20 protein-coding genes are annotated in these 24,860 nt (G+C 70.8%); 7 read left to right on the top strand and 13 right to left on the bottom strand.

The annotated features are described in order from the left end of the window. From CRP50_RS26210 to CRP50_RS20765, 6 genes are all read left to right on the top strand, one after another. Positions 1 to 668 (top strand): flagellin (locus tag CRP50_RS26210; protein WP_281257958.1); only part of this gene is annotated, 668 nt, incomplete at its 5' end. 232 nt (positions 669 to 900) lie between these two features. After that, positions 901 to 2,700 carry a flagellar hook-length control protein FliK gene (locus CRP50_RS26390; RefSeq protein ID WP_141415214.1) on the top strand — a complete coding sequence of 600 codons (1,800 nt, stop codon included), beginning with the start codon at positions 901 to 903 and terminating at the stop codon, positions 2,698 to 2,700. Between the two features lie 10 nt (positions 2,701 to 2,710). Further along, positions 2,711 to 3,439 carry a flagellar hook assembly protein FlgD gene (locus tag CRP50_RS20780; protein ID WP_097281113.1) on the top strand — a complete coding sequence of 243 codons (729 nt, stop codon included), beginning with the start codon at positions 2,711 to 2,713 and terminating at the stop codon, positions 3,437 to 3,439. A 281-nt stretch (positions 3,440 to 3,720) separates the two neighbouring features. Further along, on the top strand, positions 3,721 to 5,664 hold the full coding sequence (locus tag CRP50_RS20775; RefSeq protein ID WP_176525286.1) for a flagellar hook protein FlgE: 1,944 nt from the start codon (positions 3,721 to 3,723) through the stop codon (positions 5,662 to 5,664). 49 nt (positions 5,665 to 5,713) lie between these two features. Continuing rightward, positions 5,714 to 7,642 carry a flagellar hook-associated protein FlgK gene (gene flgK, locus CRP50_RS20770; RefSeq protein ID WP_097281111.1) on the top strand — a complete coding sequence of 643 codons (1,929 nt, stop codon included), beginning with the start codon at positions 5,714 to 5,716 and terminating at the stop codon, positions 7,640 to 7,642. A gap of 20 nt (positions 7,643 to 7,662) precedes the next feature. Beyond that, positions 7,663 to 9,795, top strand: coding sequence for a flagellin (locus CRP50_RS20765; RefSeq protein ID WP_097281110.1), 2,133 nt, complete (start codon positions 7,663 to 7,665; stop codon positions 9,793 to 9,795). Positions 9,796 to 9,916: 121 nt separating this feature from the next. On the opposite strand, the gene CRP50_RS20760 is transcribed toward CRP50_RS20765, so the two are convergent. After that, positions 9,917 to 12,049 carry a tetratricopeptide repeat protein gene (locus tag CRP50_RS20760; protein WP_176525285.1) on the bottom strand — a complete coding sequence of 711 codons (2,133 nt, stop codon included), beginning with the start codon at positions 12,047 to 12,049 and terminating at the stop codon, positions 9,917 to 9,919. Between the two features lie 111 nt (positions 12,050 to 12,160). On the opposite strand from CRP50_RS20760, the gene CRP50_RS20755 reads away from it, so the two are divergent. After that, positions 12,161 to 14,710, top strand: a complete 2,550-nt coding sequence (locus tag CRP50_RS20755; protein WP_097281108.1) for a tetratricopeptide repeat protein — start codon at positions 12,161 to 12,163, stop codon at positions 14,708 to 14,710. Positions 14,711 to 14,753: 43 nt separating this feature from the next. Here CRP50_RS20755 and CRP50_RS20750 read toward each other — a convergent pair whose 3' ends face one another. The 12 genes from CRP50_RS20750 to CRP50_RS20695 form a co-directional block, all read right to left on the bottom strand. Continuing rightward, positions 14,754 to 15,506 carry a cephalosporin hydroxylase family protein gene (locus CRP50_RS20750; protein WP_097281107.1) on the bottom strand — a complete coding sequence of 251 codons (753 nt, stop codon included), beginning with the start codon at positions 15,504 to 15,506 and terminating at the stop codon, positions 14,754 to 14,756. A gap of 5 nt (positions 15,507 to 15,511) precedes the next feature. Continuing rightward, positions 15,512 to 16,228 carry a NeuD/PglB/VioB family sugar acetyltransferase gene (locus CRP50_RS20745; RefSeq protein WP_097281106.1) on the bottom strand — a complete coding sequence of 239 codons (717 nt, stop codon included), beginning with the start codon at positions 16,226 to 16,228 and terminating at the stop codon, positions 15,512 to 15,514. After that, a complete protein-coding gene (gene rfbC / locus CRP50_RS20740) occupies positions 16,225 to 16,776 on the bottom strand; it encodes a dTDP-4-dehydrorhamnose 3,5-epimerase (protein WP_097281105.1) in 552 nt (183 codons plus the stop codon). The genes CRP50_RS20745 and rfbC overlap by 4 nt, the downstream gene beginning before the upstream one ends. Further along, positions 16,773 to 17,858 carry a CDP-glucose 4,6-dehydratase gene (gene rfbG / locus CRP50_RS20735; protein WP_097281104.1) on the bottom strand — a complete coding sequence of 362 codons (1,086 nt, stop codon included), beginning with the start codon at positions 17,856 to 17,858 and terminating at the stop codon, positions 16,773 to 16,775. The genes rfbC and rfbG overlap by 4 nt, the downstream gene beginning before the upstream one ends. Positions 17,859 to 17,895: 37 nt before the next feature. Further along, positions 17,896 to 18,669: a glucose-1-phosphate cytidylyltransferase gene (rfbF, locus tag CRP50_RS20730; RefSeq protein WP_097281103.1), complete on the bottom strand. Its 774-nt coding sequence runs from the start codon at positions 18,667 to 18,669 to the stop codon at positions 17,896 to 17,898. A 26-nt stretch (positions 18,670 to 18,695) separates the two neighbouring features. Next, positions 18,696 to 19,859 carry a DegT/DnrJ/EryC1/StrS family aminotransferase gene (locus tag CRP50_RS20725; protein ID WP_097281102.1) on the bottom strand — a complete coding sequence of 388 codons (1,164 nt, stop codon included), beginning with the start codon at positions 19,857 to 19,859 and terminating at the stop codon, positions 18,696 to 18,698. 98 nt (positions 19,860 to 19,957) lie between these two features. After that, complete coding sequence (locus tag CRP50_RS20720; RefSeq protein WP_097281101.1) at positions 19,958 to 20,764, bottom strand: DUF1217 domain-containing protein; 807 nt, start codon at positions 20,762 to 20,764, stop codon at positions 19,958 to 19,960. Positions 20,765 to 20,794: 30 nt separating this feature from the next. After that, a complete protein-coding gene (flbT, locus tag CRP50_RS20715) occupies positions 20,795 to 21,250 on the bottom strand; it encodes a flagellar biosynthesis repressor FlbT (RefSeq protein ID WP_176525284.1) in 456 nt (151 codons plus the stop codon). After that, entirely contained in the window at positions 21,234 to 21,659 is a 426-nt protein-coding gene (gene flaF, locus CRP50_RS20710) for a flagellar biosynthesis regulator FlaF (protein ID WP_097281100.1), read from the bottom strand. Before flaF ends, flbT begins: the two co-directional genes overlap by 17 nt. 351 nt (positions 21,660 to 22,010) lie before the next feature. Continuing rightward, the gene (locus CRP50_RS20705) at positions 22,011 to 22,787 is read right to left on the bottom strand and encodes a hypothetical protein (RefSeq protein WP_097281099.1); all 777 of its coding nucleotides are present in this window, start codon (positions 22,785 to 22,787) and stop codon (positions 22,011 to 22,013) included. Between the two features lie 392 nt (positions 22,788 to 23,179). After that, entirely contained in the window at positions 23,180 to 23,506 is a 327-nt protein-coding gene (locus tag CRP50_RS20700; RefSeq protein WP_097281098.1) for a rod-binding protein, read from the bottom strand. Then, positions 23,506 to 24,639, bottom strand: coding sequence for a flagellar basal body P-ring protein FlgI (locus CRP50_RS20695; protein WP_416045217.1), 1,134 nt, complete (start codon positions 24,637 to 24,639; stop codon positions 23,506 to 23,508). The genes CRP50_RS20700 and CRP50_RS20695 overlap by 1 nt, the downstream gene beginning before the upstream one ends. Positions 24,640 to 24,860 lie beyond the last annotated feature (221 nt).

Here is a 24,860-nt window from a genome sequence, read left to right as displayed (position 1 = left end):
TCCTGGACTTCCAGGATGCGCCGCTGCGCCTCGGCGAGGAGATCGGCTTCAACTACACGCTCAACGGCGTGCAGAAGGAAGTCGTGTTCCGCGTCACCGCCAACGACACCGCCACCGGTACTCGCCTCGACGACCAGTCCAACCCGAACCGCATCGTGCTGGCGCTCGATGCGCGTGAGCTGACCCACAGCAGCACCACCGGCGAAAAGATCGCCTCGGAGATCGAAACCGCGCTCGGCGATCTGCCGGCTGGCGGCGGCTTCGGTCTGTCCAGCAGCGCCGCTGCCATGGGCACCAACATCAACTTCGACGTCGACGGCAGCAAGATCACGCTGACCGCCTACGCCGGCGGGTTCGACAAGTTCGGGACGGCCACCACCCCGGCCACCGACTACGACGCTCTGCTCGACACCATCGAGTCGGCGCTGCAGTCGGCGACCAGCGCGGCGTCCCAGCTCGGTTCGGCCCAGGGTCGTATCGACATTCAGAAGGACTTCATCAGCGCCCTGACCGACTCCCTCGATGTCGGCATCGGCACCCTGGTGGACGCCAACATGAACGAAGAGTCGGCCCGTCTGCAGGCCCTGCAGGTCCAGCAGCAGCTGGGCATCCAGGCTCTGTCGATCGCCAACCAGGCTCCGCAGACCCTGCTGTCGCTGTTCCGCTAAGGATCACGCAGCGGACTCGGACCGGGTCCCTTCGGAGGCCGCACCGCAAGGTGCGGCCTCTTTCTTTTTGCGCCGGCCGCGCCCGGCCCGCCTTTGCCGGGCAAAACCTGCCGCGTCGGGCAAAAGCTGCCGGTTCGCGGTGGGGCGCCGGCGCGTCGGGCAGCCCGCGCTGCGGCTCCGGTTCTGGCACCGTCCTTGCATTGGTTCCGGCAGTTTCACCAGGGGGCCGACCATGGACGTGGCACGGGTGGGCTGGCAGCAGAACCAGCCGACGACGACGGATCAGAAGAAGGACGCTCAGTCGACCGACTGGGGTGCCCTGTTCGCCGCGGCCGTCGCCAATGCCGCGGCCGCCGCCCAGCCCAACCTGACGGTGGAGGCTGCGCCGCCGCCGCCGCCGCGCCAGCCGCTCACCGCCGACCGGCCGGAGCCGGTGGATGCGCCGGCGGAGGCCGATCGTGCCGCCGCCGCCGCCGACACGTCCGACGACGCGCCCGCCGCGGCGCGGACGCCCCGCGAGCCGGCCACCGGCCGGGCCGAGACCGCGCCGCAGGACCCCCGCCAGCCGGCCGCCGCCGACCCCGCTGCCGACGCTTCCGTCGAACGGGCCGCCGCCCCGGCCGCCGACCAGTCCGCCACGCGCACCGCCGCCACCGCTCCCGACGCCGAACGCCCGGCCCAGCCGGCCCAGCCGGCCCAGCAGCAGGCGGCCGCGTCGCAGCCGCGCGCCGAGGGTGCCGACCGCGCCGCCACCCAGACCGCGGCCGCCCCCACCGGCAAGGCCGCCGAGCAGGTGCAGGAATTGACCCAGCTGGTGAAGGATGCCGGCGGGGACGGGGCTCGCGTCACCATCACCCAGGATAAGCAGGCTGCCGCCGCGCCGCGCCCGACCGTGGCGCTGCAGACGCAAGCTGCCGCAGCGACCCAGCCCCAGGGCCAAGCCGCCCCGGCCCCCGCGACGGCGCCCGTCGTCGCCGAAGGCGCCGCCGCACCGCAGCCGGGCGCGCAGGCGCAGACCGGCGCCCAGGCTGCGAGCCAGCCGCAGGCGACCACGCCCACTGCCGCCGCCCAGCCGCAGCCGGCGACGCAGCCGACCCCCGGCGCCACCGTCGCCGCGCAGGCAGGCTCCGCCGCCGATGCCCAGGCGCAGGCCCGTCAGGCCCAGGTCGCCGCCGACGCCGAGGCGACCCAGCAGTCCACCGTCGCCAACGGCGGCAAGGGTGCGTCCGGCCTGGTCGCAGGGGCGGCCGCCGGTGCGGCGACCGCCGCCGCCGGCGGCGCCACGACCAATACCGCCGCCGGCAAGGGGGATCCCCGCGCCGCCGGTCAGAATGCCGCCGGCACCGGGCAGAACGCCGTGGCCGCCGCCCGTGCCGCCGGTCCTGCCGGCGCGTCTGGCGGGGCCGCCGGCAACTTCGGGGGCACCGCCTTCGGCGATGCCGGCACCGGCCAGAACGGCCAGTCCGCCTCTGCCGAAGGCGGCGCCACCGGGTCCACGTTCACCGGCGCGCTCGGCCGGGCCGAGGGTGGCGCCGGCCGTACCGGCTTCGCCCAGGCGCTCGCCCGTCCGCAGGCCGATGCCCATGCCCGCCTGCGCGACCTGCCGGACCAGCTGCGCCAGCAGCTGCACACCGCGGCGGCGCTGCGCAAGGGCACCATCACCCTGCAGGTGCGGCCCGAGAAGCTCGGCCAGGTCGACGTCAAGCTCGACTTCGGCAACGACAGCGCGGTCCGGGTCAGCGTCACCGCCGACAGCCCCGAGGCGCTCGAAGTCCTGAAAGCCGAGGCGCGCGGGTTGGAACGCGCCTTGCAAGAGGCAGGGCTGCGCACCGACGACTCCTCCCTCAGCTTCCATCTGCGGGGCGAGGGGCAGCAGGCGCAGCAGCAGGCGGCCCAGGACGGCCGTGGTCGCAACGGACAGGGCGGTTCCGCCGCCGGGTCCGGCGAGGCCGAAGCATCGCAATCCCCCGACGCCGAAGCGCTGGCAGCCGCCCGCGCAGCCGCCCGCGGCGGCGTCGACGTGAAGGTCTGAGGAGCCGACCATGGCCACCACCACCGGCGTTACGCAGCAGCAGACGAACCCTTACGCGCAGCTGGCCGCCAACAGCGCCAAGAAGACGACCGAAGCGGCGTCCGGCGCCATCGATACCGGCGCCGCCAAGAGCAAGATCGCCGGCGACCTCGATGCGTTCCTGATGATGCTGACCACCCAGCTGCAGAACCAGGATCCGCTGTCGCCCATGGAATCCAACGAGTTCACGCAGCAGCTCGTCGGCTTCGCCCAGGTCGAGCAGCAGATCGGCATGAACGAGAACCTGCAGAGCCAGATGGCCCTGCAGCGCAGCAGCATCAACTCGCTGGCGCTCGGCTACATCGGCAAGTACGCCGAGGTGAACGACAACGTCGTCCACTTCGAGGGCGACAAGGTGAAGTTCGCCTACGGCCTGGCGTCCAATGCCAACGGCGCCACCATCAAGGTCTACGACAAGAACAACGTGCTCGTCCGCAGCCTCACCGGTCCGGCCACCCAGGGCACCCACGTGCTCACCTGGGACGGCAAGAACGACAGCCTGCAGACCGTGCCGGAAGGCGACTACAAGCTGAAGGTCGAGGCCAAGGACCAGGAAGGCGCCACCGTCGAGACCTGGACCACCATTCAGGCCCGCATCACCGGCGCCTCCACCGACGGCACCGAGCCCTACCTCACCATCAACGGCGCGGCGTTCCCGCTCAGCCAGATCCGCGCCGTGGTGGAGCAGCCGACCACCTGAGGACGCGGCCGCCACCGCTTCGTCCCTCCGTCAGACCGCCGCGCGCCGCCCCCGGCCGGGGCGGTCTTCTTTTGCCGGGGCGGCAAAACCTGCCGAGCGGTCGGTGGTGCCGCGGCAGAAACTGCCCCGGCCGCCGCCAGGCCTCTCCAACCCCGGCCGCGAGCGGCGGAAGCCGCGGGGTTCCGCGCCTTCCGGGTGATGGCATGGAGGTTGCATCCACGGGTGCAGGAGAGTCCGCCCCGGCGGCAAGCGCTCCGCCGATTTGTGAAGCGAGGTCAGACATGAGCGTCTATGGTGCGATGAATGCGGCGGTCTCGGGCATGCGTGCCCAGTCCAAGTCGCTGGGCAACATTTCCGACAACATCGCCAACAGCCAGACGACCGGCTACAAGCGCGTCGACACGAGCTTCGCCGAACTGGTGACCCTGTCGAACCGCTCGGCCCATGCTCCCGGCGGCGTCATCGCCACGCCGCGCTACCGCCACAGCACCCAGGGCGACGTCAGCCAGACCCAGATCACCACCAACATGGCGATCTCGGGCAACGGCTTCTTCGTCGTGTCCAAGGCGAACAGCATCACCCCGGCCAGCGTGTCCTTCGACAACGAGGACATCTACAGCCGCCGCGGCGACTTCCAGCTCGACAAGTTCGGCTACCTGCGCAACGGCGCCGGCTACTTCCTCAACGGCCGCCGCGTGCTGAGCGAGGAAACGCTGGCCACCAGCGACATCAATGCCCCCATCCGCATCGAAACCGACGTGATGGAGGCCAACCAGACCAGCCGCATCAACTACAACGCCAACCTGCCGGCCAATGCGGGCGCCTTCCCGTCGTCGGCCGTCGCCTCCACCGGCACGCTCGACCCGCAGGACCTGACCGTCGACTTCACCACCGCCGCCGGCGCCGCGTGGCTCGCCGCGTCGACCGCCAGCATCACCATCAACGGCACCGCCTACACCTCGGTCGCCCCGGCGACCAGCCTGAACGCGGCGCTCGACAACCTGGCGCAGCAGATCCGCTCCGACTATCCGAACCTGGTGGTGCGCACGCCCAACAACGGCGGCCCGGCCAACTCCTTCGTCATCGAAGGCACTCAGGCGAGCCCGTCGTTCACCTACACCGCCGCCAGCGCCACCACCACCGTCGGCGCCGCGGACGGCGAGACGAACAACGCCGCGACCCAGACCGTCACCTTCGCCGGCACCGTCAACCAGGGCGACGTCCTCAGCATGACGATCGGCGGCGTCACCCAGACGCTGACCTACGACGTGGCCACGCACACCAACCTCGACGGCTTCATCGACGCCTTCGCCGACCTGTTCGATCCGGCCGGCACCACCACGCTCGGCCCGACGGACGTCGGCGGCGCGGCCGGCCAGCTGATCCTGATCGGCGGCCAGAGCATCAACCGTCCGGCCGTGGTGGCCGGCGGCCGCCAGTACGCGCTGAACCTCGCCAACAGCGACGAGACCTCGCTGTACTCGGCCAACGGCAGCTACTCGGGCGGTGCCGTCACCGTCTACAACGACCTCGGCGTGCCCACCGACATCCAGATGCGCTGGGTGAACACCGGCGCCCAGAACTCGTGGACGCTGCTGGCCCGCGACCCCAACGGCGGTGACACCCCCTGGGTCGACCTCGGCGAGTTCGCCTTCCAGGACGGCCGTCCCATCTCGGTGGACGGCAACGCCTTCATCGGCACGCTGGACATCACCGCCGGCACCATCGCGGGCATCGACGACGTGGTGACGCTGGACTTCACCGGCATCGACAACGACCCGAACGACGGCCAGCCCAACATCCTGCTGACCCAGTTCTATGCCGACGACATCGCCGTCTACCGCCTCGACCAGGACGGCTACCAGCCGGGCATCCTGACCGACGTGTTCATCAACGACTTCGGCTACGTGGTCGCCAACTACGACAACGGCCGCTCGCGCACCCTGTTCCAGGTGCCGATCGCGACCTTCGCGTCGCCGAACGACCTCGCCCGCATGGACGGCGGCGCCTTCAAGCGTACGCCGGAATCCGGTGACCCGCTGGTCGCCGAGGCCGGCCAGGCCGGTGCCGGCGACATCGTGGCCTCGGCCATCGAGCAGTCGAACGTCGACATCGCCGACGAGTTCACCAAGATGATCGTGACCCAGCGGGCCTACTCGGCCAACTCCAAGACGGTCCGCACCGCCGATGAGATGCTCGAAGAAGTCGTCAACCTGAAGCGCTGACGATGACGCCGGTGTCCCGCATCCAGTCCGAGGGTAAGAGGGTAGAAAAATGAGCTTGTTCGGAGCGCTCAACACGTCACTGTCCGGACTGCGCGCGAACCAGGTCGCCCTCGACGTCGTGTCGCGCAACGTCGCGAACGCCGGTACCCCGGGCTATACCAAGAAGATTTCCCCGCGCGAGAACGCGCTTGTGGCCGGTCAGGGCCAAGGTGTCCGCATCCTGGCCGTGACCCGGCAGGTCGACGCGCGCCTGCAGGAGAACCTGCGTGGCGAAGAAAGCCGGTCCGCGCGTCTCTCGACCGTCGCCGATTTCCTGAAGCGCATCGACGAGATGTTCGGTCGCCCGGACATGCAGACGTCGCTGTCCTACACCATGAACGAGTTCGCCAACAGCATGAGCGAACTGGCCGACAACCCCGAGAATTCGGGCGTGCGCAAGGCCGTGGTGGCGCAGGCGGACATGCTGGCGCGCCAGCTCAACCAGCTGTCGGCCTCCATCCAGGACATGCGCAGCGAAGCCGAGAACGGCCTCGCGCTGGGCGTCGAAGAGGTGAACAACGCCCTGAAGGGCATCGAGTCGCTCAACCGCGAGATCGCCAACCGCCAGGCCGCCGGCCTGACCACGGCCGACCTTGAGGACCGCCGCGACATGCACCTCGCGACCGTGTCGGCCAACATGGACATCCGCACCATCGAACGCGGCGACGGCATCGTCACCGTGTTCACCTCGTCGGGCCACGTGCTGGTCAACGAGCGGGCGGCGCAGATCTCGTTCGACAGCCGCCAGGTGCTGACGCCCGAGAACGCTTACAGCGACGACGACTACGAGCGCAATGTCGGCACCCTGACGCTGACCAGCCCGGGCGGCAACCAGGTCGACCTGCTGAAGGACGGCCCGCCGCGCCAGGGCAAGCTGGCCGCCTACCTCGAGCTGCGCGACGAGCGCCTGCCCGAGGCCCAGGCCCAGCTCGACGAGATCGCCCATACGCTGGCCATGGCGCTGTCGACCCGCGAGACCGCGGCGACCCCCAACGCCACCGGCTCGACGCTGAGCTTCGACTTCGCCGCTGCGCCGCTGCAGCAGACGGCGGCGGGCGATACCCTGGCCGACGGCCAGAGCATGAATATCAGCTACCGCGTCAGCGGCCAGGAACGGAACCTGACGGTCTACTTCGTCGAGGACCCGTACAACACCTCGCTGCTCGAGCGCGTGCCCGACCCCGACAACAGCGTCTTCGTGGCCGTGCCGACCGCCTTCCCGGCGACGCCCAGCATGGCACAGCGCATCTACGACGCGGTGTCGGGGCTCGTGAACGTGCCGTCGACCCTGTTCACCGACCCGGCCGGCGGCGAAGTGCTGACCGCCAACAGCAGCGGCAGCGTCGTGGTGAACAGCTTCACCATGAACCAGGCCTGGACCGACACGGCCGACGGCCCGCAGCTCAACCTGTTCCGCGACGGCAACAGCGACCGCATCGTGCAGCAGGACTACACGGGCCGCCTGAGCGACGACAAGTGGGCGAAGGTCGGCCTCGCCGGCCGCATCGGCGTCAACACCGCCCTGCTGGAAGACGACAGCCTGCTGGTGCGCTACACCCGCGCCGACGGCGTCGAGGTGCCGGACGGCGACAACTCCCGCCCCGCGATGCTGCTCGACCGGCTGACCGAGTACCGCTACCAGTACAGCGCCGACACCGGTCTCGGCGACGCCTCGCGCCCCTACCGCGGTACGGTGCTCGATCTCGGTCGCGCCACCGTGACCTACCAGGGCATGGAGGCGACGACCACCATCAGCCTGGCGGAAGACCAGGCCGCCCGCACCGACCTGCTGAACGAGCGCCATGCCTCGCTCAGCGGCGTGAACATCGACGACGAGATGGCCCAGCTCATCCTGCTGCAATCCGCGTACTCGGCTTCGGCGAAGGTCATGCAGACCGTCGACGCCCTGTTCGACGACCTGCTCAGCCTGCGCCGCTGAAGACCTGAAGGACGACTGCCATGAGCTCGATCATGCACACCCCCTCCGTCCTGATGCGGAGCACCACGCTGGGTCAGAACCTGAAGCTGCGCGAGAGCGTCGGCGACCTGCAGGCGCGCATCGCCAAGCTGACCGAACAGCAGACCTCCGGCTTCTGGGCCTCGTCGCACGGCGAACTGCGGTCGCAGTCGACGCTGGTGCAGGGCCTGCGCCAGAAGATGTCGACGCTGGACAGCTACCTGCGCACCATCGGTCAGGTGCAGACCCGCATCGAGGCCCAGCAGGGTGCCGCCGACGTTCTCCAGAAGGCGGCCGACGGCCTCGGCATCTACGCCATGTCGGCGCTGAACAGCGACGCCGAGGTGCAGCTGCGCCAGGTGCCGCGCGAGGCCTTCGGCGCGCTGGAGCGCATCATCACCTCGCTCAACACCAACATCGAGGGCCGCTACCTGTTCTCGGGCGCCGACACGCAGACCCGACCGGTGCAGGACCTCTACACCATCCTGAACGGCAAGTCGGGCAAGATGGGCCTGAAGGACGCGGCGGCCAACCGTCTGCTCGCCGACCTCGGCGGTCCCATCGACGATGCGACCAACCCGCCGGACGGCCGCGTCACGGTGTCGCGCACCGGCACCCGCGTCAGCGTGGTGCACGACGGCGGCGCCTTCGGCCTGAAGCTGAAGTCGGCGTCGTTCAGCAGCGGCAGCATCCAGCCGACCGCGCCGTCGACCGGCGTCGAGCGCACCTCCACCGGCAGTCGCCTCGACGTCGACTTCGGCACCGTCGTCAACGGCGACCAGATGATGCTGACGTTCCAGCTGCCGACGGGCGAGACCATGGACGTCACCATGCGCGCCGTCACGTCGCGCAGCGCCGTTCCGCCCGAGGGCGTGGTGGAGTTCGAGGTCGACGACGACATGTCGATCACCAGCGCCAACTTCGTCAACGCCCTGCGCGACCGCGTCACGGAAATCGCCCGCAGCGACCTCGCCGGCGCCTCCGGCGTCGCCGCCGCCAACGATTTCTTCGACTTCTATCCGCCGCGGATCGTCGCCGGCACCGACCCCGCCAATGCCACGTCGCACGAGATTTCCGGCGCCAAGGCCATCGAGTGGTACGACGGCCCGCGTGGTCCGCGCCCCACCGGCAGCCTGGTGATGGGCGACTTCGGCGGCATGGCCCAGGGCGACGGCGTCACGCTGCCGACGCCGCCGGCCATCGGCCAGCGCTACTTCGTCGACCCGGCCACCGAAGCCTCGGCCGGCGCCGGCGCCTGGGCGGGCCACCCCAACGAATACGCCGTGTGGGACGGGGCGGCCTGGAGCTTCTCCGCCCCCGCCATCGGCGAGCGCATGGTCTCCGGCGACAACTTCGGTACCCCGGGTCAGCTGGTCCAGTGGGACGGTGCCACCTGGAACACCGTCGTCGGTCCGGCCGTGCAGGACGGTGATCGCGTCGTGGTGGGCGCCGGTGCGCGCGCCGCCGACGAGGGCAAGGTGCTGGAGTTCGACGCCGGCACCAACACCTGGGGCATCGCCACCGACCAGCCGACCACCGTTCTCGACACCACCGGCAACCGCGTCGGCCACTTCAACGGCATCGACTGGGACTGGACGGCGGCCGAAGACGGTTACGAGATGGTCGTCGGCAGCGGCACCAGTGCGGTGCTCTACAAGGTGGACAGCGGCTTCTGGACGCCGCGCGGCACGCCGATCGAAGATCCGGCCGATCCGCGCGACACCATGAAGGCCAAGATCGACGACTCCACCTGGGTCTCCTACGGCGCCCGCGCCAACGAGGACGCCCTGCGGGAAGCCCTGAAGAACACCGCCATCCTGGCTGCCGTAGACTTCGACCCCGACATGGTCGAGCACTACCACGCCCTGACCTCGCGCGCCGCGCCGGACCTGAAGGGTTCCGCCGCCAGCGTGGTGGACGTGCGCACCGCCATCGGCGTGTCGCAGAACCGCCTGCAGGTCACCCTCGACCGCCACGAGGACGTCCGCTCGCTGACCGAGCAGCAGACCCTGCGCATCGAGAAGATCGACGAGTACAAGGTGGCCGTGGAGCTCAACCAGCTGATGACCCAGCTGCAGGGCACCTACTCGATCACCGCCAAGGTCCAGCAGCTGTCGCTGGTCAACTTCCTCTGACCGAACGCCCGCAGGCGGGGGCCGAGAACGGCCCGCGCCGTGGGCGCGTCAGACGCAAAGACGAACGGCCCCGCCAGAAGGCGGGGCCGGCGTCGTTTCTGCGGGAGGGCAGGCGGCCGGGTCAGCGCGGCTCGGCGACGGAGAAGGAGGCGGGCGGCAGGCCGTTCTGCCAGCGGTCGAACATGGTGCCGTAGGCGGCCTCCAGGGTCCGCACGAAGCGCCGGGCGTCCATGATCGGCGAGGCGGCGATGGCCGGGCGCAGGGACTGGCGCAGCGCGTCGAGCGCCGCGACGTCGCCGGCGAGGCGGGCGGCCACCTCGACGTACTCCCGCTCGCTGTAGGCGATCAGCTCGGGGTGGCCGACGGTATTGGCGACGGCGGCGCCGAGGCGGCCGGCCGGCGGGCGGTCGGTCACGGTCACCACCGGCACGCCCATCCAGAAGGCCTCGAAGGTCGTGGTGCCCGAGTTGTGGGGGAAGCAGTCGAGCAGGATGTCGATGCGGTTGTAGAGGTCCCACGCCCCGCGCGTGAAGCCGATGTCCAGACGCTCGGGCGCGATGCCGAGGCTGCCGAACTTCGCGACCGTCAGGCGGGCGAGGAACGGGTCGCCGAAGTGGCGGCTGTTGAGGACCAGGCGGCTGTCGGGCACGCGGTGGAGGATCTGCGCCCAGGCCCCCAGGACGCGGTCGTTCACCCGGATGGCGCGGGACAGGCAGCCGAAGGTGACGTGCCCGGCGGCCAGGGCCGGCGTCGGCACGGGCTCCGGCGTGCCCGGCGGCGGCGTGTAGCAGCCGAGCACGAAGGGCAGGCGGACCACTTTCTCGGCGAACAGATGGTCGCTGCCGGCCGGTGCCGAGACGGCGTCGCCGATGTAGTAGTCGATGGCTTCGAGGCCGGTGGTGAAGCAGTAGCCGATCCAGGTGGCCTGCACCGGGGCCGGCCGGCGGCGCATGGCCTGCAGCCGGTTGCGGGTGGTGTGGCCGGCGAGGTCGACCAGGATGTCGATGCCGTCGTCGCGGACCTGGCGGCAGAAGGCCTCGTCCGACACGCCGACGGTCGGCCGCCAGGCGGCGAAGTGCGGCCGGATGCGCTCGGTCACCTCGTCGGGCTGGCTCAATTCGGCATAGGCGACCACTTCCACCGCCGCCGGATCGTGGGCGGCGACCACCGGCTCGATGAACTGGGCACAGGAATGCCCGCGGAAGTCCGGCGAGACATAGCCGACCCGCAGCGGCCGGCCGTCGGCGCGGCGACGGTCGGCGGGGTCGATGGCGGGCAGGGCCGGCACCCGCGTGCGGTCCTCGTACCGGCGGTAGATCTCGCGGATCTCGTCGGCCGTGAGGTCGGGGTGGTAGTTGGCGCAGAACAGCAGGCTGTCGCTGCGCCGCTCCTGGCGGGTGGCGGGCAGGGCGGCGGCGCGCTCCATCAGGGTCATGGCGTCGTCGAAGGCGCGGAAGACGGCCAGCACCGACCCCAGTTCGCCGAAGGCCGGCGCGTGGACCTGGGCGTCGGGCAGTCCGGCGACGGCGGCGCGGCAGGCCGGCGTCAGGCGGCCGTCGGCGCCGAGTCCGTCGCGGACGGCAGCGGCCGCGTCGGCGGCCTCCACCCGGCTGGCCATGGCGCGCAGGTAGCAGCGCACGCTCTCCTCCAGGCGGCCGCGGTGGCGATAGACGACGCCGGCCACGTAGGCGACGTCGGCGTCTTCCAGCACGGCCGGCGGCAGGGCGTCGAGGATTTCGAGCGCCCGCCCGAAGCCGCGCAGCTCGACCAGGCTGTTGAGCAGGTTGACCACCATGCCGGCGTCGCCGGGGGCGGCCTGCCAGGCCCGTTCGAAGGCGGCGGCGGCGTCGGTGATGCGTCCGCTGCCGATCGCCAGCAGACCCGTCTGGCGCCAGCCTTCGGCGGCGGCGCCGGCGGCGATGGCGCGTTGCGCCGCCGCTTCGGCCTTCTCCGCCAGGCCGCGCTGGCGCCATTCGCCGGCCAGCGCCGCCCAGGCGTCGCCGTCGGTCGGCGCCAGGGCGCAGACGTTCTCCAGCGCCGTCACCAGATCCTGGCCGCGGCCCAGCTGCCGGAGCGGGGCGACCAGGGCGCGCCAGGCGTCGACGATGCGGTTGTCGCGCTGCAGGACGCCGACGGCGACCGAGGCGGCGTCCTCCGCCCGGCCGGCGGCCAGCAGGGCGGCCGACTGCCGCAGGGCGGCGGTGGCGGCGGCGTCGGGCGCGACGGCGGCGGCGGTCGTCTGGGTGCGGCTCATGGTGTGTCCGATGGATGGCGCGAAACGGAAGCCGGGCATGGTATCCCGGCAAGTGTTAACCGCGAATTTACGGGGGGCGCCTACCATCCCCGCGAGCAACCGGAGACAGCCATGACCCCGCCCCCCCGTGCCGCCGCGGCGCCCGATCCCCAGGCCATGCAGCGCGTCAACGACGCCATGCGGGCCGGCCGCCTGCCCGAGGCCCGCACCCTGCTGGAAGCCCTGGCGACGGCGGGCGCCCATCCCGGGGTGTTCCATCTGCTCGGCGAGGTGCTGTTCGTCCTCGGCGACCATGCGGAGGCGGAGCGCCGCCTGATGCAGGCGGTGGCGGCGGCGCCCGGCTTCGTCGCGGCCCAGTTCGCGCTGGGCCTGCTGCGGGTGAAGCAGGACCGGTTCGCGGAAGCGCGCGAGCCCCTGACCGCCTGCCTGGAAGCCGACCCGCGCCACGAGGGAGCGGCCTTCAACCTCGGCCGCTGCCTCGAACACATCGGCCTCGGGCCGGAGGCGCTGCAGTGCTACCGCCTGACCATCGAGCTCAACCCCGGCAACGGCCGCGCCTACAACAACATCGGCACCATCCTGGAAGCCAACGGCCGCGGCGAGGATGCCTTCGAGTACTTCGTCAAGGCGACCCAGGTGGAGCCCACCCTGCACGCCGCCTGGAACAACGCCGGCCGCACCGCCGAAAAGGCCGAGCGGCTCGACGTTGCCGACGTTTTCTTCCGCAAGGCGGCGGAACTGGACGCCGACCCGGTCGGCGGCATCGTCCGCTACGCCGACTTCCTCATCCGCCACACCCGCGCCGGCGAGGCGGAGCGCGTGCTGCGCGCCATGATCGAGCAGCACCCCGACGAAGCCCGCCTCTGCGCCGCCGTCTCGCTGTCGCTGACCGAGCGCGGCCAGTACACCCAGGCGGCGGAGGAGGCGGAAAAGGCCATCGCCCTGGCGCCGGAATTGGACGAGGGCTACCGCATGCTCGGCCGCGCTCTCAACCAGAGCGGCCAGTTCACGAAGGCGGCGGAGGTCTTCCTCACCGGCCTCGACTACGCCGGGAACCGCCGCAGCTTCGCCTACGAAGCCGGCGCCAACCTGCGCGGTGCCAAGCAGGTCGGCCGGGCGCTGGAAATGTTCCTGCTGGCGGTGTTCGGCGACGAGGGGTTGAAGCAGTCGGCCGAGGAGGTCGCCGCCCACGTGCTGGCCACCGGCACGGTGCCCGACTGGGTCATCGACGACCTCGCCGACGTGGACCAGAAGGGCGTGATGGTGCCCATGGTCAGCCTCGCCGCCCTGTTCGGCGGCATCGGCGACCATCGCACCATGCGCCGCATCTACGACCAGTTCATCGACGTCTGCCGCGGCCACCTCAACCCGTGGTCCACCTACGCCTTCACCGCCAACTACGACCCGGACATCACGGCGCTGGACCTGTTCCGCCACTACCAGGGCTACAAGACGGTCAGTGACCTCAGCGCCCTGCAGGCGCCCCTGCGGCCGAGCCGCGGCGGCAAGCGGGACCGGCTGCGCATCGGCTACCTGTCGCCCGACTTCCGCAGCCACGCCATGATCAACTTCATCAAGCCGATCCTGGAGAACCACGACCGTGACGCCGTGGAGATCTACGCCTACGGCGAGCTGAAGGTGGGCGACGGCGAGACCCGCTGGGTCCAGGACCGGGTGGACGGCTGGCGCCTGACCACCAAGGTGCGCGACGAGGACGTGGTCCGCATGATCCGCGAGGACGAGGTCGACATCCTGGTCGACCTCGCCGGCCATACGGGCGGTCATCGCCTCGGCATCTTTCCCCATCGCCCGGCGCCGGTGACGGCGACGTGGCTCGGCTACCTCTACACCACCGCCGTGCCGGGCGTGGACTACTTCATCGGCGACGCCGTCTCGACGCCGCCCGGCTGCGACCACCTGTTCACCGAGAAGATCGTGCGCCTGCCGCACTACCTCGCGTGCTACACGCCGTCGGCCAAGGCACCGGAAGAGATCGCGCCGCTGCCCGCCGACGCCGCCGGCCACATCACCTTCGGCAACTGCTCGCGCCTCGTGCGGGTGAACCCGCAGGTGCTGCGGGCCTGGGCGGAGATCCTCAACCGGGTGCCGACGGCGCGCCTCGTGCTCGATCACCACGACTACGGCGATGCCTGGTGCAACGCCTACATGACCAACCGCCTGCGCGAGGCGGGGGCGCCCATGGACCGGGTGACCCTGTACCACAGCGGCGACTACTGGGGGTTCTACGCCCGCACCGACGTGGTGCTGGACACCTTCCCGCACAATTCCGGCACCACCACCTGCGAGGCGCTGTGGATGGGCGTGCCGGTGCTGACCATCGCCGACCGTCCGCCGGTGGGGCGCCTCGGCCCCTCCATGCTCGACACCGTCGGCCATCCCGAGCTGACCGGCTGGAGCGTCGCCGAATACGTCCGCAAGGCGATGCTGCTGGCCGCCGACGTCGATCGGCTGCGGGTCCTGCGCGGCAGCCTGCGCGACGACCTGCGCCGCTCGCCCATCATGGACGGCCGCCGCTTCATGCGGAACATGGAGACCGCCTACCGGGCCATGTGGCAGAACGCCGTCGACGGCGTGGTGGCGGCCATCGACGTGTTCGAGGACGCCGCGGTCATCGTGGAAAAGCAGACGGCGGCGGAGTGATCTCCGCCGCCGTGCAGCCCCTGGGTCCGTCGCGGCCGGTGCCTCAGCGCACGCGCTTCAGCCAGCCGTCCGGGGCGACGGTGATCTGGATCTTGTCCTCGATGGCGCGGTCGATCTCGAAGCGGTCGTCTTCCTTCAGGTAGGCGTGGACGGCCGTCTTCGGGTTGTCGCCGGGGCCCCAGGGGCGGGAGGCGGAGAACTCGGCCGGCAGGTCCTCGACGATGGTGTCGTAGACGACGCAGTAGCAGCCCGGCGTCACCAGCGGCGCATAGAGGCGCAGCTCTTCCAGCACGTGGTCGTGGGTGTGGTTGCTGTCGAGCAGCACCATGACGCGGCTGCCCTCGGGGATGCGGCTCTTCACGTCGGCGAGGGTGCTCTGCTCGATGGAACTGGCTTCGATCATGTCGATCATGCCGGCCAGCGGGTGCGCTTCCATGGCGGCCCGGTTGTGCGGCCGGATGTCGATGTCGATGCCGATGACGCGGCGGTGCTCGCCGCCCAGCATGCGCAGCAGCGACGCGCTGTAGACCAGCGATCCGCCGTGCGCGATGCCCGTCTCGACGACGATGTCGGGGCGGGTGTCCCACACGATCTCCTGCAGGGCGACCATGTCCTGCGGGTACTGGATGATCGGGCGGCCCATCCAGCGGAAGTTGTAGCTGTAGCGATGGTCGGTGGAGCGGCGGAACCACTGGCCCGTCAGGTCCTTCATGACGGCGTCGCGGCCGAGGCCGGCGACGTTCTCCTCGACCTCGCGGGCGAAGGCCTGTTCGGCTTCGGTGGGCGGCTTCGACATCTCGATCAGGCTCCTTGGGCAGAGGGCGGCGCGGCGGCGGCGGACGGGGCCGGCAGCGGGCGGGCCGGCACGCCGACGGCGGTGGTGCCGGGCGGCAGGTCGTGGGTGACGACGGCTCCGGCGCCGACCATGCAGCCGGCGCCGATGGTCACGCGCGGCAGGATGGTGGCGTTGGAGCCGATGGTGGCATGGTCGCCGACGGTGACACAACCGGCCAGCGTCGCGCCCGGCATGACGTGGACACCCTCGCCGAGGCGGCATTCGTGGTCGACCGAGGCATTGGTGTTGACGATGCACTGGCGGCCGAGCACGGCTTCCTCGCCGACGGCGGCCATGGGCAGGATCTGGCAGCCCGGCGCGAGCGCGGCGGTGTCGGCCACCCAGGCGCGGTCGTGCACCAGAGTGAGCGGCTGCAGGCCCAGCCCGACGAGCAGATCCTCCAGCCGGCAGCGCTCGGCGCCGTTGTGGCCGCCGATGGCCAGGGTGAAGGCGACGCCGGCGGCAGCGGCCCCGGTGTCCGCCACCCAGGCCCGCACGGCGGCCTCGTCGGCCAGCCAGCGCGCACCGGGGAAGGGCAGGGCGGCGGCGCGGGAGGCGTCGCGTTCCACCACCGCCGCCACCGGACGGCCGAGGCGGGCGAGCGTCGGGCGCAGCATCTTGGCGTGGCCGGCGCCTCCCCACACGAGCACGGCGCCGGCGGGCAGCGGCGGCGCGGCGGTCATGACGGCAGGTGCCAGGCCGGGTCGAAGTCCCGCTGCCCGGCGTCCTTGTCGGAGAGGACGGTCGGCGCCTCCGGCCAGCCGATGGCGAAGCGCGGATCGTTCCAGCGGACGCCGCGCTCGCGCTCCGGATCGTAGAAGGCGGTGACGAAGTAGAGCATCTCCGTCTCGTCGGCCAGCGTCAGGAAGCCGTGGGCGAAGCCCTGCGGGATGACGAGCATGCGGCGGTTCTCCGCCGTCAGCTCGACGCCGTGCCAGCGGCCGAAGGTGGCGCTGTCGGGCCGCAGGTCGAGCGCCACGTCCCAGATGGCGCCGCGGATGCAGCGCACGATCTTGGTCTCGGCGCTCGGCGGCAGCTGGTAGTGCATGCCGCGCAGCGTGCCGCGGCGGGCCGAGTAGCTGTCGTTCACCTGCACGACGCGGGTGTCGGCGACGCCGGCCGCGGACAGTTCCCGCTCGCACAGGGCGCGGCCGAAGAAGCCGCGGTCGTCCCGGCGGGGCTCCAGCTCGGCGACGAGCAGTCCGGCGAGGGGCGTGGTCTCGAACTTCATGCCGATACCGGGTCGTTGACGCCGAAGTGGGCGGCGATCTGGTCGCGGGTGAAGGCGGCCATGTCCGCCCCGGCGTAGAACGCGCCGTACCAGTCCACCGTCGCGGCGACGGCGGCGTCGAGGCCGAAGCGCGGGCGCCAGCCGAGGTCGGTGCGGGCACGGGTGTTGTCGAGCCGCAGCAGGCCGGCCTCGTGCTTGCCGGCGGTGGGCTCCACGTCGATCCGGCCGCGTCCGGCGCGGGCGAGGCAGCGGTCGAGCAGGGCACCGACGGGCACGCAGTCTTCGGCGGCGGGGCCGAAGTTCCAGGCGCGGGCGGCGCCGCCGCGGTCGCCGGCGAGGAGTCGGGCACCCACCATGAGGTAGCCGACCAGCGGGTCGAGCACGTGCTGCCAGGGCCGCACGGCATGCGGATTGCGCACCTTCAGCGCCTCGCCGCGGCCGAACACGGCGCGGGCGAAGTCGGGCACGATGCGGTCGGCGGCCCAGTCGCCGCCGCCGATGATGTTGCCGGCCCGCACGCTGGCGACGGCGGGGGCGTCCGGCGTGTGGAAGAAGGCGTCGCGGTAGCTGGCGATCACCAGTTCGGCGCAGGCCTTGCTGGCGCTGTAGGGATCATGGCCGCCGAGCACGTCGTCCTCGGTGAAGGCCGCGCCCGTCTCGGGGTTGCGGTAGACCTTGTCGGTGGTGATGAGGACGCCGGCGGCGGTGCCGGTGCGGCGCATGGCCTCCAGCACGTGGACCGTGCCCATGACGTTGGCGGCATAGGTGCCGACCGGGTCGTCGTAGGACGCCCGCACGATGGGCTGTGCCGCCAGGTGGAACACCGCGTCGGGCCGCGCCTGCGCGAAGGCCTCGCGCACCACCGCCTCGTCGCGGATGTCGCCGATGACGGCCGGCATGCGGTCGGCCAGGCCCAGCACGTCGTGCAGGGCGGGCTCGGTCGGCGGCGGCAGGGAGAGACCGAAGGGCTCGGCGCCGAGGCCGAGGAGCACCTCCGCCAGCCAGGCACCCTTGAAGCCGGTGTGGCCGGTCACGAGGACGCGGCGGCCGGCGTAGGAGTCGCGAAGGGTCTCGGTAATCATGACTATCGTCCTTGCGCCGGGGCGCCCGCCGGGCCGGTCAGCGCCACACCATCCACGGTGCGTCGCCGCGGTCGTAGAGCGACTGCAGGTAATCCTTCTCGCGCAGCGTATCCATGGGCTGCCAGAAGCCCTCGTGTTGGAAGGCGGCGAGCTGGTCGTCGGCGGCGATGCGCGGCAGGCTGCCGAATTCCCACGAGGTGCGGTCGTCGTCGACGTAGTCGAGCGCCTCGGGCGCGACCACGAAGAAGCCTCCGTTGATGAGGCCTTCCTCGGCCTGCGGCTTCTCAATGAAGCGCATGACGCGGCCGCCTTCCACCGCCGCCGAGCCGAAGCGGGCGGGCGGGCGCACGACGGTCATGGTGGCCAAGAGGCCCATGCGGCGGTGATGGGCGATGGAGGCCGCGACGTCCACGTCGGCGAGGCCGTCGCCGTAGGTCATCAGGAAGGCCTCGTCACCCTCCACATAGGGGCGGATGCGCTTCAGGCGCCCGCCGGTGGCGGTGTCGAGCCCGGTGTCGACCAGGGTCACCTTCCACGGCTCGGCGCGGCGGCTGTGGAAGTTCACGGCGTTCTCGCCCAGGTCGACGGTCAGGTCCGACGTCTGGTAGGCATAGTCCAGGAAGAACTGCTTGATCATCTGGCCCTTGTAGCCGAGGCAGATGACGAAGTCGTTGATGCCGTGATGCGAGTAGATCTTCAGGATGTGCCACAGGATCGGCATGTCGCCGATTTCCACCAGCGGCTTCGGCCGCGCCACGGTTTCTTCCGAGATGCGCGTGCCGCGGCCACCGGCCAGGATGACAGCCTTCATGATCGTATCCCCCTCCTGCCGGTCGCTCAGGACACCTGGGGCGCGACCGCCGCCTCGGCCCGACGCAGCGCGTCGACCACATAGTCCACCTGCTCGTCCGTCATGTCGGGGAACAGGGGCAGGGTGATCATCTCCTCCCACACGCTCTCGGCGACCGGCGTGGCGCCGGCGTGGGCCTTGAACAGCGGGTGCAGGGTGAGCGGCAGGTAATGGACGCTGGTCGCCACGTCGCTGCGCTTCAGCATGCGGATCACGTCGTCGCGCACCGCCGCCGGCACGCGCACGCCGAAGATCCAGTAGGCGTGCTCGCCGTCGGTCCGGTAGGGCATCAGCGGCCGCACCAGGCCCGAGTCGCGCAGGCCGTCCAGGTAGCGGGCGATGATCGCGGTGCGGCGGGCGTTCATGGCGTCGAGCTTCTTCAGCTGCACCAGACCGATGGCCGCCGCCAGATCGTTCATGTTGTACTTGTAGCCGACTTCCGCCACCTCGTAGTGCCAGTGGCGGGCATCGTCGGGGCCTTCGGCGGTGTAGCCGGCCTGGCGCTTCCAGGTGTCCTTGTCGATGCCGAGCCAGCGGTTGGCGCGCACGCGCTCCACCAGGTCGGGGTCGTTGGCGACCAGCATGCCGCCGTCGCCGGTGGTCATGCACTTCTTCTCCTCGAAGGAGAAGCAGCCGAGGTCGCCCCAGGTGCCCAGCTTGCGGCCGCCGATGGAGCCGCCGGCGCAGTGGGCGCAATCCTCGATCACCTTCAGGTCATGGCGGCGGGCGATCTCCAGCAGGCGCGGCATGTCGACGGGGTAGCCGCCGAAGTGCACCGCGACCACGGCGCGGGTTTCCGGCGTGATGCGGCGTTCCAGGTCGTCGAGGTCCATCTGCAGGGTGTCGCGATCGCAGTCCACGAACACCACGTCGAGGCCGTTGTAGAGGGCGCAGAGCGCGCTCGCTACGAAGGTCATGGACGGCACCAGGACCTTGCTGCCGGGCGGCAGGCGGAGCGCCGTCACCGCCATGTGCAGGGCCGCCGTCGCCGAGTTGAGGCCGAGCGCCGCCGGGCTGTCGACATAGCGCGCCCAGGCCTCCTCGAACTCCCGCACCTTGGGACCGAGGCCGAGCCAGGCGCGATCGAACACCTCGGCGATGGCCTCGAGTTCCTCGCGGCCGACGCTGGGCTTGAACAGGCGAACATGCATGACGGGGAGGCTCCGGCCGCTGTGCTGCGGTCTGCGCGTGACGGACCGGCGGTGCCGGGCCTGCGCCCGCACCGACCGGCCGCCGCCGCGCAGGCGGCTCACATCTTGAGGAAGAGGGTGGGGTCGATGGTGACGATGGGCCCGAAGCCGGTGTTCACCGCCGGCTGCATCAACTGCACCACCGGGCTGCTGGCGGCCGTGCTGTTCTCGGCATCGGCGCGCGCCAAGAAGGACTGCAGCAGCTTGTCCAGCTTCTCCGGATTCTTCAGGTCCTTCAGCGGCAGCTTCTGCTTGAAGTAATCCGCCTGCTTGTCGATGTCGACCTGGGCGTATTCCTTGGGCAGGCCGGCCATCTTCAAGGCCACCTGATACATCGCCTTGTCGCCGAGCACTTCGTACATGCTCGTGACCGACTTGATCTTGCGTTCGAAGTACATGGCGAGGCGCAGGTTCTCGTTGCTCTCGCCGATCGCCTTCTCGAACATCTGGGTCTCGTAGCGGTCCACGAGATCGGCGATCTTCTTCTCGCTCTGCAGGCCCACCATGCCGAGGACGTCGTAGTTGAAGAACTTCGCCATGTCCTTGTAGCGGGTGTCGACCATGCGGTTGGCCATGGCACCTTTGTCGGTGACGCCTTCCTTGACGACCTTCTTCAGCAGCGCCTTGGCGTAGGCCTGGTCGTCCAGCCCGAAGGCCGAGGTGACGGCCTGCCACGCCCGGTAGTCGTCGGCGAGAGCGTCGAGCGACTCGAACTGCGGCAGCTTTTCCTTCAGGTAGTCGGTCTCACGCTTGATCGCCGGATCTTCGCGGAAGATCTTCTTGTAGCGGTCGAGGTCGCGGTTCAGAACCGTGTGCGCGACGAGAGAGGAGCTACCCAGCCCCCCGACGATGCTGCTGATGATCATCTCGCGATCCTCCAGCCCTTCTGGGCTTCCCTACCGGTCTTCCTTGGTACGCGGGTTCTCTTCCACTTCCATCAGCGGCGGCAACGGGCGTGCCTCGATGGCCTGGAGGAGGACCTCCTCGTACTTTATCACCTTTCGGAGCACGGCGAGAATTTTGTAATGGTCGCCGTCGGCATGATGTTGCAGTGCCTGCTCCAGAAGGCCGAGGATTTCCACGTTGGTGAAGGCGCCGAGCAGGTCCTTCATCCGGCGGCGGAACGGCTCTTCGTAGTCGGTCCGGTGCTCCGGGTCGAGCAGCATGAGCTGCGCGGCGAAGTAAGCCCGCTTCGTCGGCGTGTCGGCGTCCTCTTCCTGCATGACGTCGGTTTCACGCAGGATGTTGGCGAAGTTCTTCACCGCGAGGGAGGCCTTGCGGTCGCCGTTGACGATGACCGCGCCGTTGATGACGATCTTCTCGCCCGGCTTCAGGTTAAGCTTTAATGCCACCGACGGCCTCCAGCACCTCGGATTGCGCCTCCTGCTGCAGGGCCAGGCCACCGATGATCATGCGGTTCACGTCGATGAGCGGCTGCACATGGGCTTCGCCGCGCAGAACCTCGGAGCTGTGGCGATTCACCCAGATGCCGAGGGAGATGAGCTGCGCCTTCAACGCCTTGGGAAGCTGGTTGCCGTCGCCGCTCAGGTCTTCCATGAGGGCGTTCCACAGGCGGCGGTTGTCGTGCAGGGCCAGGCCGACCGTGCCGTTCACTTCGTCTTCCTCGGCGGCGCGCTCGAGCTGAGCGGTCACCTGGATGAACAGACGGTACTCGCGGGACCGCGGGTCTTCGGCCGCAGTCTGCATCGACTGGTAGGCACCCTGAGCAGCGTAGGCTGATTTATACGCACCAGCAGTCATCGTCGTCACTCCTTGTCCCGTGGTGGACGTTTCCACGGATACCAGCAAAGAGCCTAGTCCTTCCGGCTTAACATTCGATTACCGCGTGTAAGCCTCGGCTCCGCACCGGATGGAGCAAACACCATGCCAGGAAACGACGGCCGCCCGCACCATGAAAGTGGCCGTAATGGTGCCGCTTCGGGGCGGTGGTGGTGCCGGGGCGGGAGGCCGCTGCCGATTCCGCCGGGCAGGTTTGACCACCCGGCAGAAATTACCGTGCCACCGCCCCGCGCCGATCGGCAAACGAAAAGGGCGCGGCGGGCCTGTCGGCCGCCGCGCCCTTCCGTCCCCCTGACGCGCCCCTCGGCGGCGTCAGATCTCGCTGTTCATGGAGATGGCCTTGCGGCTGCGCTCCACGGTGTTGTCGCGCATGACGCCGGTGTCGCCGTAGGTGGACAGAAGGTCCGAGTTCATCTGTTTGGCCACCTCGACCACCGTGTCGATCACCGCCGACACGGCGCTGATGTTGGCCTGCAGGACCTTCATGTTCTCCTCGGCCGCCTCGCGCAGCATCTTGCCGCCGGCCAGCACCGCCTCGCGCTCCTCGGGCGTCAGCTTCTTCTTCAGGTCCTCGCGCTTGTTCAGGTTGGCGAGGCTGTCCTCGTAGAGTCGCGTCAGGCCGGCCTTGCGCAGGGCGTACTTGCTGACGGCGTCGAAGTCGCGCGCCTGGATGCTCGCCGTCTCCCGCTTCAGCAGGTCGTAGAGCTCGTGCATCAGGTCGAACAGCTCGGCGAAGATCGGATAGGTGGCGTTGGGCGAGGTCGCCGGCAGCGGCAGGGTCGGCCAGTCGGGGATAATGACCGGCCGCTCCTTCTTCTTGGCGGCGGGCGCCTCGGCGGCGGGCGCGGCCGGCTCGGCCTTGGCCGCGACCGGAGTCGCCTGGGCCGCCGGTTGTGCGGCGGCGCCCGGCTTGGCGGCGGCGGGGCCGGCGGCACCGGGAGCGGCGGGCCGGGCCGGACCACCGGCGACCGGCGCCGCACCGGGCGCGGCCGGGCGGGCGGGGCCGGCAGGGCCGGCGGCGGGGGCCGGCGCAGGCGCGGCGGTCGCCGGAGTCGCGGCGGCCGGAGCCGGCGCGGCGTTCGGGGTCACGGACGCAGGGGCCGCGCCGGGCGTGGCGGGGCGCGCCGGACCGCCGGGCGCCGCAGGGCCGGGACGGCCGGGGGCAGCGGGTCCGCCGGGGCCGGGGCGGCCCGGGCCGGCAGGGCCGGCAGGGCCGGCGGCGGGAGCCGGAGTCGCGGCCGCGGCGGGAGTCGCAGCGGTGGTGGCGGCCGGCGTCGCCGGGCCGCCGGGACGCGGCGGGCTCGCCGGAGCACCGGGACCGGCCGGACCGGCGGCCGGTCCGGGACGGCCGGGACCACCGGGCGCCGCAGGGGCGCCGGGACCGCCCGGGGCGGCGGGACGGCCGGGAGCAGCAGGGCCGCCGGGCGCGGCGGGGCCGGCGCCGGGCGGGCGCGGCGGGCCGGGCGGACGCGCGGGACCGCTCATTTCTCGACCTCCTGGTTCTGCAGCAGCTGCCGCATGACGGCCTCGGCGATGCCGACACCGCCGTTCTTGGCGAGTTCCTTGCCGTACTGCTCGACCATCATGGACCGCCACATGTCCTCGCCGGCGCCGCCGCCGAACTCGGGGTCGGTCTCGATGCCGGCGAACATGTGCTGCAGCATCTGGCCGAGGAACATGGCCTCGAATTCCTCGCCCGTCTTGCGGGCCTGCTCGACCGTCTTGGCGGAGCCGGGGCGCGCCTTGGAAAGCGTGCTCTGGCTGAGCAGGTCGTAGGGGTTCTGTCCGAGCGGTCCGGTCGTGGTCATCACATCACCTCGATTTCGGCCTGCAGGGCGCCGGCGGCCTTGACGGCCTGGAGAATGCTTATCATGTCGCGCGGCCCGATGCCGAGGGCGTTCAGCCCGTTGACCAGTTCCTGCAGGCTGACGCCGCCTTCCAGCACGCTCAGCTTGGCCTCGGTATCCTCGTCGACCTGGATGTCGGTGCGCGGCACCACCACCGTCTGGCCGCCTTCCGAGAAGGGGGCCGGCTGGCTGACCTGCGGCGTCTCGGTGACGCGGATGGTCAGGCTGCCCTGGGCGATGGCGACGCGGGAGACGCGCACGTTGTCGCCGATGACGATGGTGCCGGTGGTTTCGTCGATCACCACGCGGGCCAGCTGGTCGGGCTCGACGCGCAGCTGTTCCACGTCGGTCAGCAGGCTCACCACGTCCATGCCCGGCGGCACCACCACCTGCACGGTGGCGGGGTCCGTCGGCTGCGCCGCCGGCGTGCCGAGGAAGGCGTTGATGGCCTGGGCGATGCGCCGCGCCGTGGTGAAGTCCGGGTTGCGCAGGGCGATCTTGACCTGGTTCAGCTCGCGCATGTCGAAGGGGATCTCGCGTTCCACCAGCGCGCCGCTGGGGATGCGGGCGGAGGTGGGCACACCCTTGGTCACCGTCGCCGCCTGGCCCTGCGCCTTGAAGCCGCCCACCTGCACCTGGCCCTGGCCGACCGCGTAGACCTCGCCGTCGGCGCCCAGCAGCGGGGTGACGAGCAGGGTGCCGCCGAGCAGGCTGTCGGCGTCGCCGAGGGCACTGACGGTCACGTCGATGCGGCTGCCCTGGCGGGAGAACGGCGGCAGCTCGCCGGTCACCATGACGGCGGCCACGTTCTTGGGCTCGAGCAGGGCGTCGCGGGTGTTGACGCCGAGCCGCTCCAGCATGCTGATGAGGGACTCGCGGGTGAACGGCATCTTCTTGATGTCGTCGCCGGTGCCGTCCAGGCCGACCACCAGGCCGTAGCCGACCAGGAGGTTGTTGCGCACCCCCTCGAAGTCGGCGATGTCCTTGATGCGCGAGGCGGCGGCGGCGGCCGGTTCGGCCAGCCACAGGCAGGCCAGCGCCACGGCGGCGAGGCGGGCCACGGTGCGGCGCAGGCGGGGCAGGGCGCAGCGGATGCGGGTCACTCTTCGATCCTCTCGTCGTCGCGGCACCGTCCGGACAGGTGCCGCAGCGTTCGGCTCATGCGAAAGCCATGCCAGCTTCCGCGGTGGAAAGCCGGGCCTCCGCCGTCGATCCGGGTCGTGCCGCGCCGCCCGCACTGGGCAAACATTGCCGACCGGATGCACCGGATTCCCTCTTTCGTCCCGCGATGGGCCGCCCTAGAATCTAAGCGTGT

The organism is Caenispirillum bisanense (genome assembly GCF_900230255.1).
GTDB lineage: Bacteria > Pseudomonadota > Alphaproteobacteria > Rhodospirillales > Rhodospirillaceae > Caenispirillum > Caenispirillum bisanense_A.
This window is presented reverse-complemented; position numbering and strand designations above follow the sequence as displayed.

What these genes read in the sequence shown, in the direction of transcription:
- CRP50_RS26390 (WP_141415214.1), top strand. Translation starts at nt 901, where the DNA reads ATGGACGTGGCACGGGTGGGCTGGCAGCAGAACCAGCCGACGACGACG.
- CRP50_RS20780 (WP_097281113.1), top strand. Translation starts at nt 2,711, where the DNA reads ATGGCCACCACCACCGGCGTTACGCAGCAGCAGACGAACCCTTACGCG.
- CRP50_RS20775 (WP_176525286.1), top strand. Translation starts at nt 3,721, where the DNA reads ATGAGCGTCTATGGTGCGATGAATGCGGCGGTCTCGGGCATGCGTGCC.
- flgK (WP_097281111.1), top strand. Translation starts at nt 5,714, where the DNA reads ATGAGCTTGTTCGGAGCGCTCAACACGTCACTGTCCGGACTGCGCGCG.
- CRP50_RS20765 (WP_097281110.1), top strand. Translation starts at nt 7,663, where the DNA reads ATGAGCTCGATCATGCACACCCCCTCCGTCCTGATGCGGAGCACCACG.
- CRP50_RS20760 (WP_176525285.1), bottom strand. Translation starts at nt 12,049, where the DNA reads ATGAGCCGCACCCAGACGACCGCCGCCGCCGTCGCGCCCGACGCCGCC.
- CRP50_RS20755 (WP_097281108.1), top strand. Translation starts at nt 12,161, where the DNA reads ATGACCCCGCCCCCCCGTGCCGCCGCGGCGCCCGATCCCCAGGCCATG.
- CRP50_RS20750 (WP_097281107.1), bottom strand. Translation starts at nt 15,506, where the DNA reads ATGTCGAAGCCGCCCACCGAAGCCGAACAGGCCTTCGCCCGCGAGGTC.
- CRP50_RS20745 (WP_097281106.1), bottom strand. Translation starts at nt 16,228, where the DNA reads ATGACCGCCGCGCCGCCGCTGCCCGCCGGCGCCGTGCTCGTGTGGGGA.
- rfbC (WP_097281105.1), bottom strand. Translation starts at nt 16,776, where the DNA reads ATGAAGTTCGAGACCACGCCCCTCGCCGGACTGCTCGTCGCCGAGCTG.
- rfbG (WP_097281104.1), bottom strand. Translation starts at nt 17,858, where the DNA reads ATGATTACCGAGACCCTTCGCGACTCCTACGCCGGCCGCCGCGTCCTC.
- rfbF (WP_097281103.1), bottom strand. Translation starts at nt 18,669, where the DNA reads ATGAAGGCTGTCATCCTGGCCGGTGGCCGCGGCACGCGCATCTCGGAA.
- CRP50_RS20725 (WP_097281102.1), bottom strand. Translation starts at nt 19,859, where the DNA reads ATGCATGTTCGCCTGTTCAAGCCCAGCGTCGGCCGCGAGGAACTCGAG.
- CRP50_RS20720 (WP_097281101.1), bottom strand. Translation starts at nt 20,764, where the DNA reads ATGATCATCAGCAGCATCGTCGGGGGGCTGGGTAGCTCCTCTCTCGTC.
- flaF (WP_097281100.1), bottom strand. Translation starts at nt 21,659, where the DNA reads ATGACTGCTGGTGCGTATAAATCAGCCTACGCTGCTCAGGGTGCCTAC.
- CRP50_RS20700 (WP_097281098.1), bottom strand. Translation starts at nt 23,506, where the DNA reads ATGACCACGACCGGACCGCTCGGACAGAACCCCTACGACCTGCTCAGC.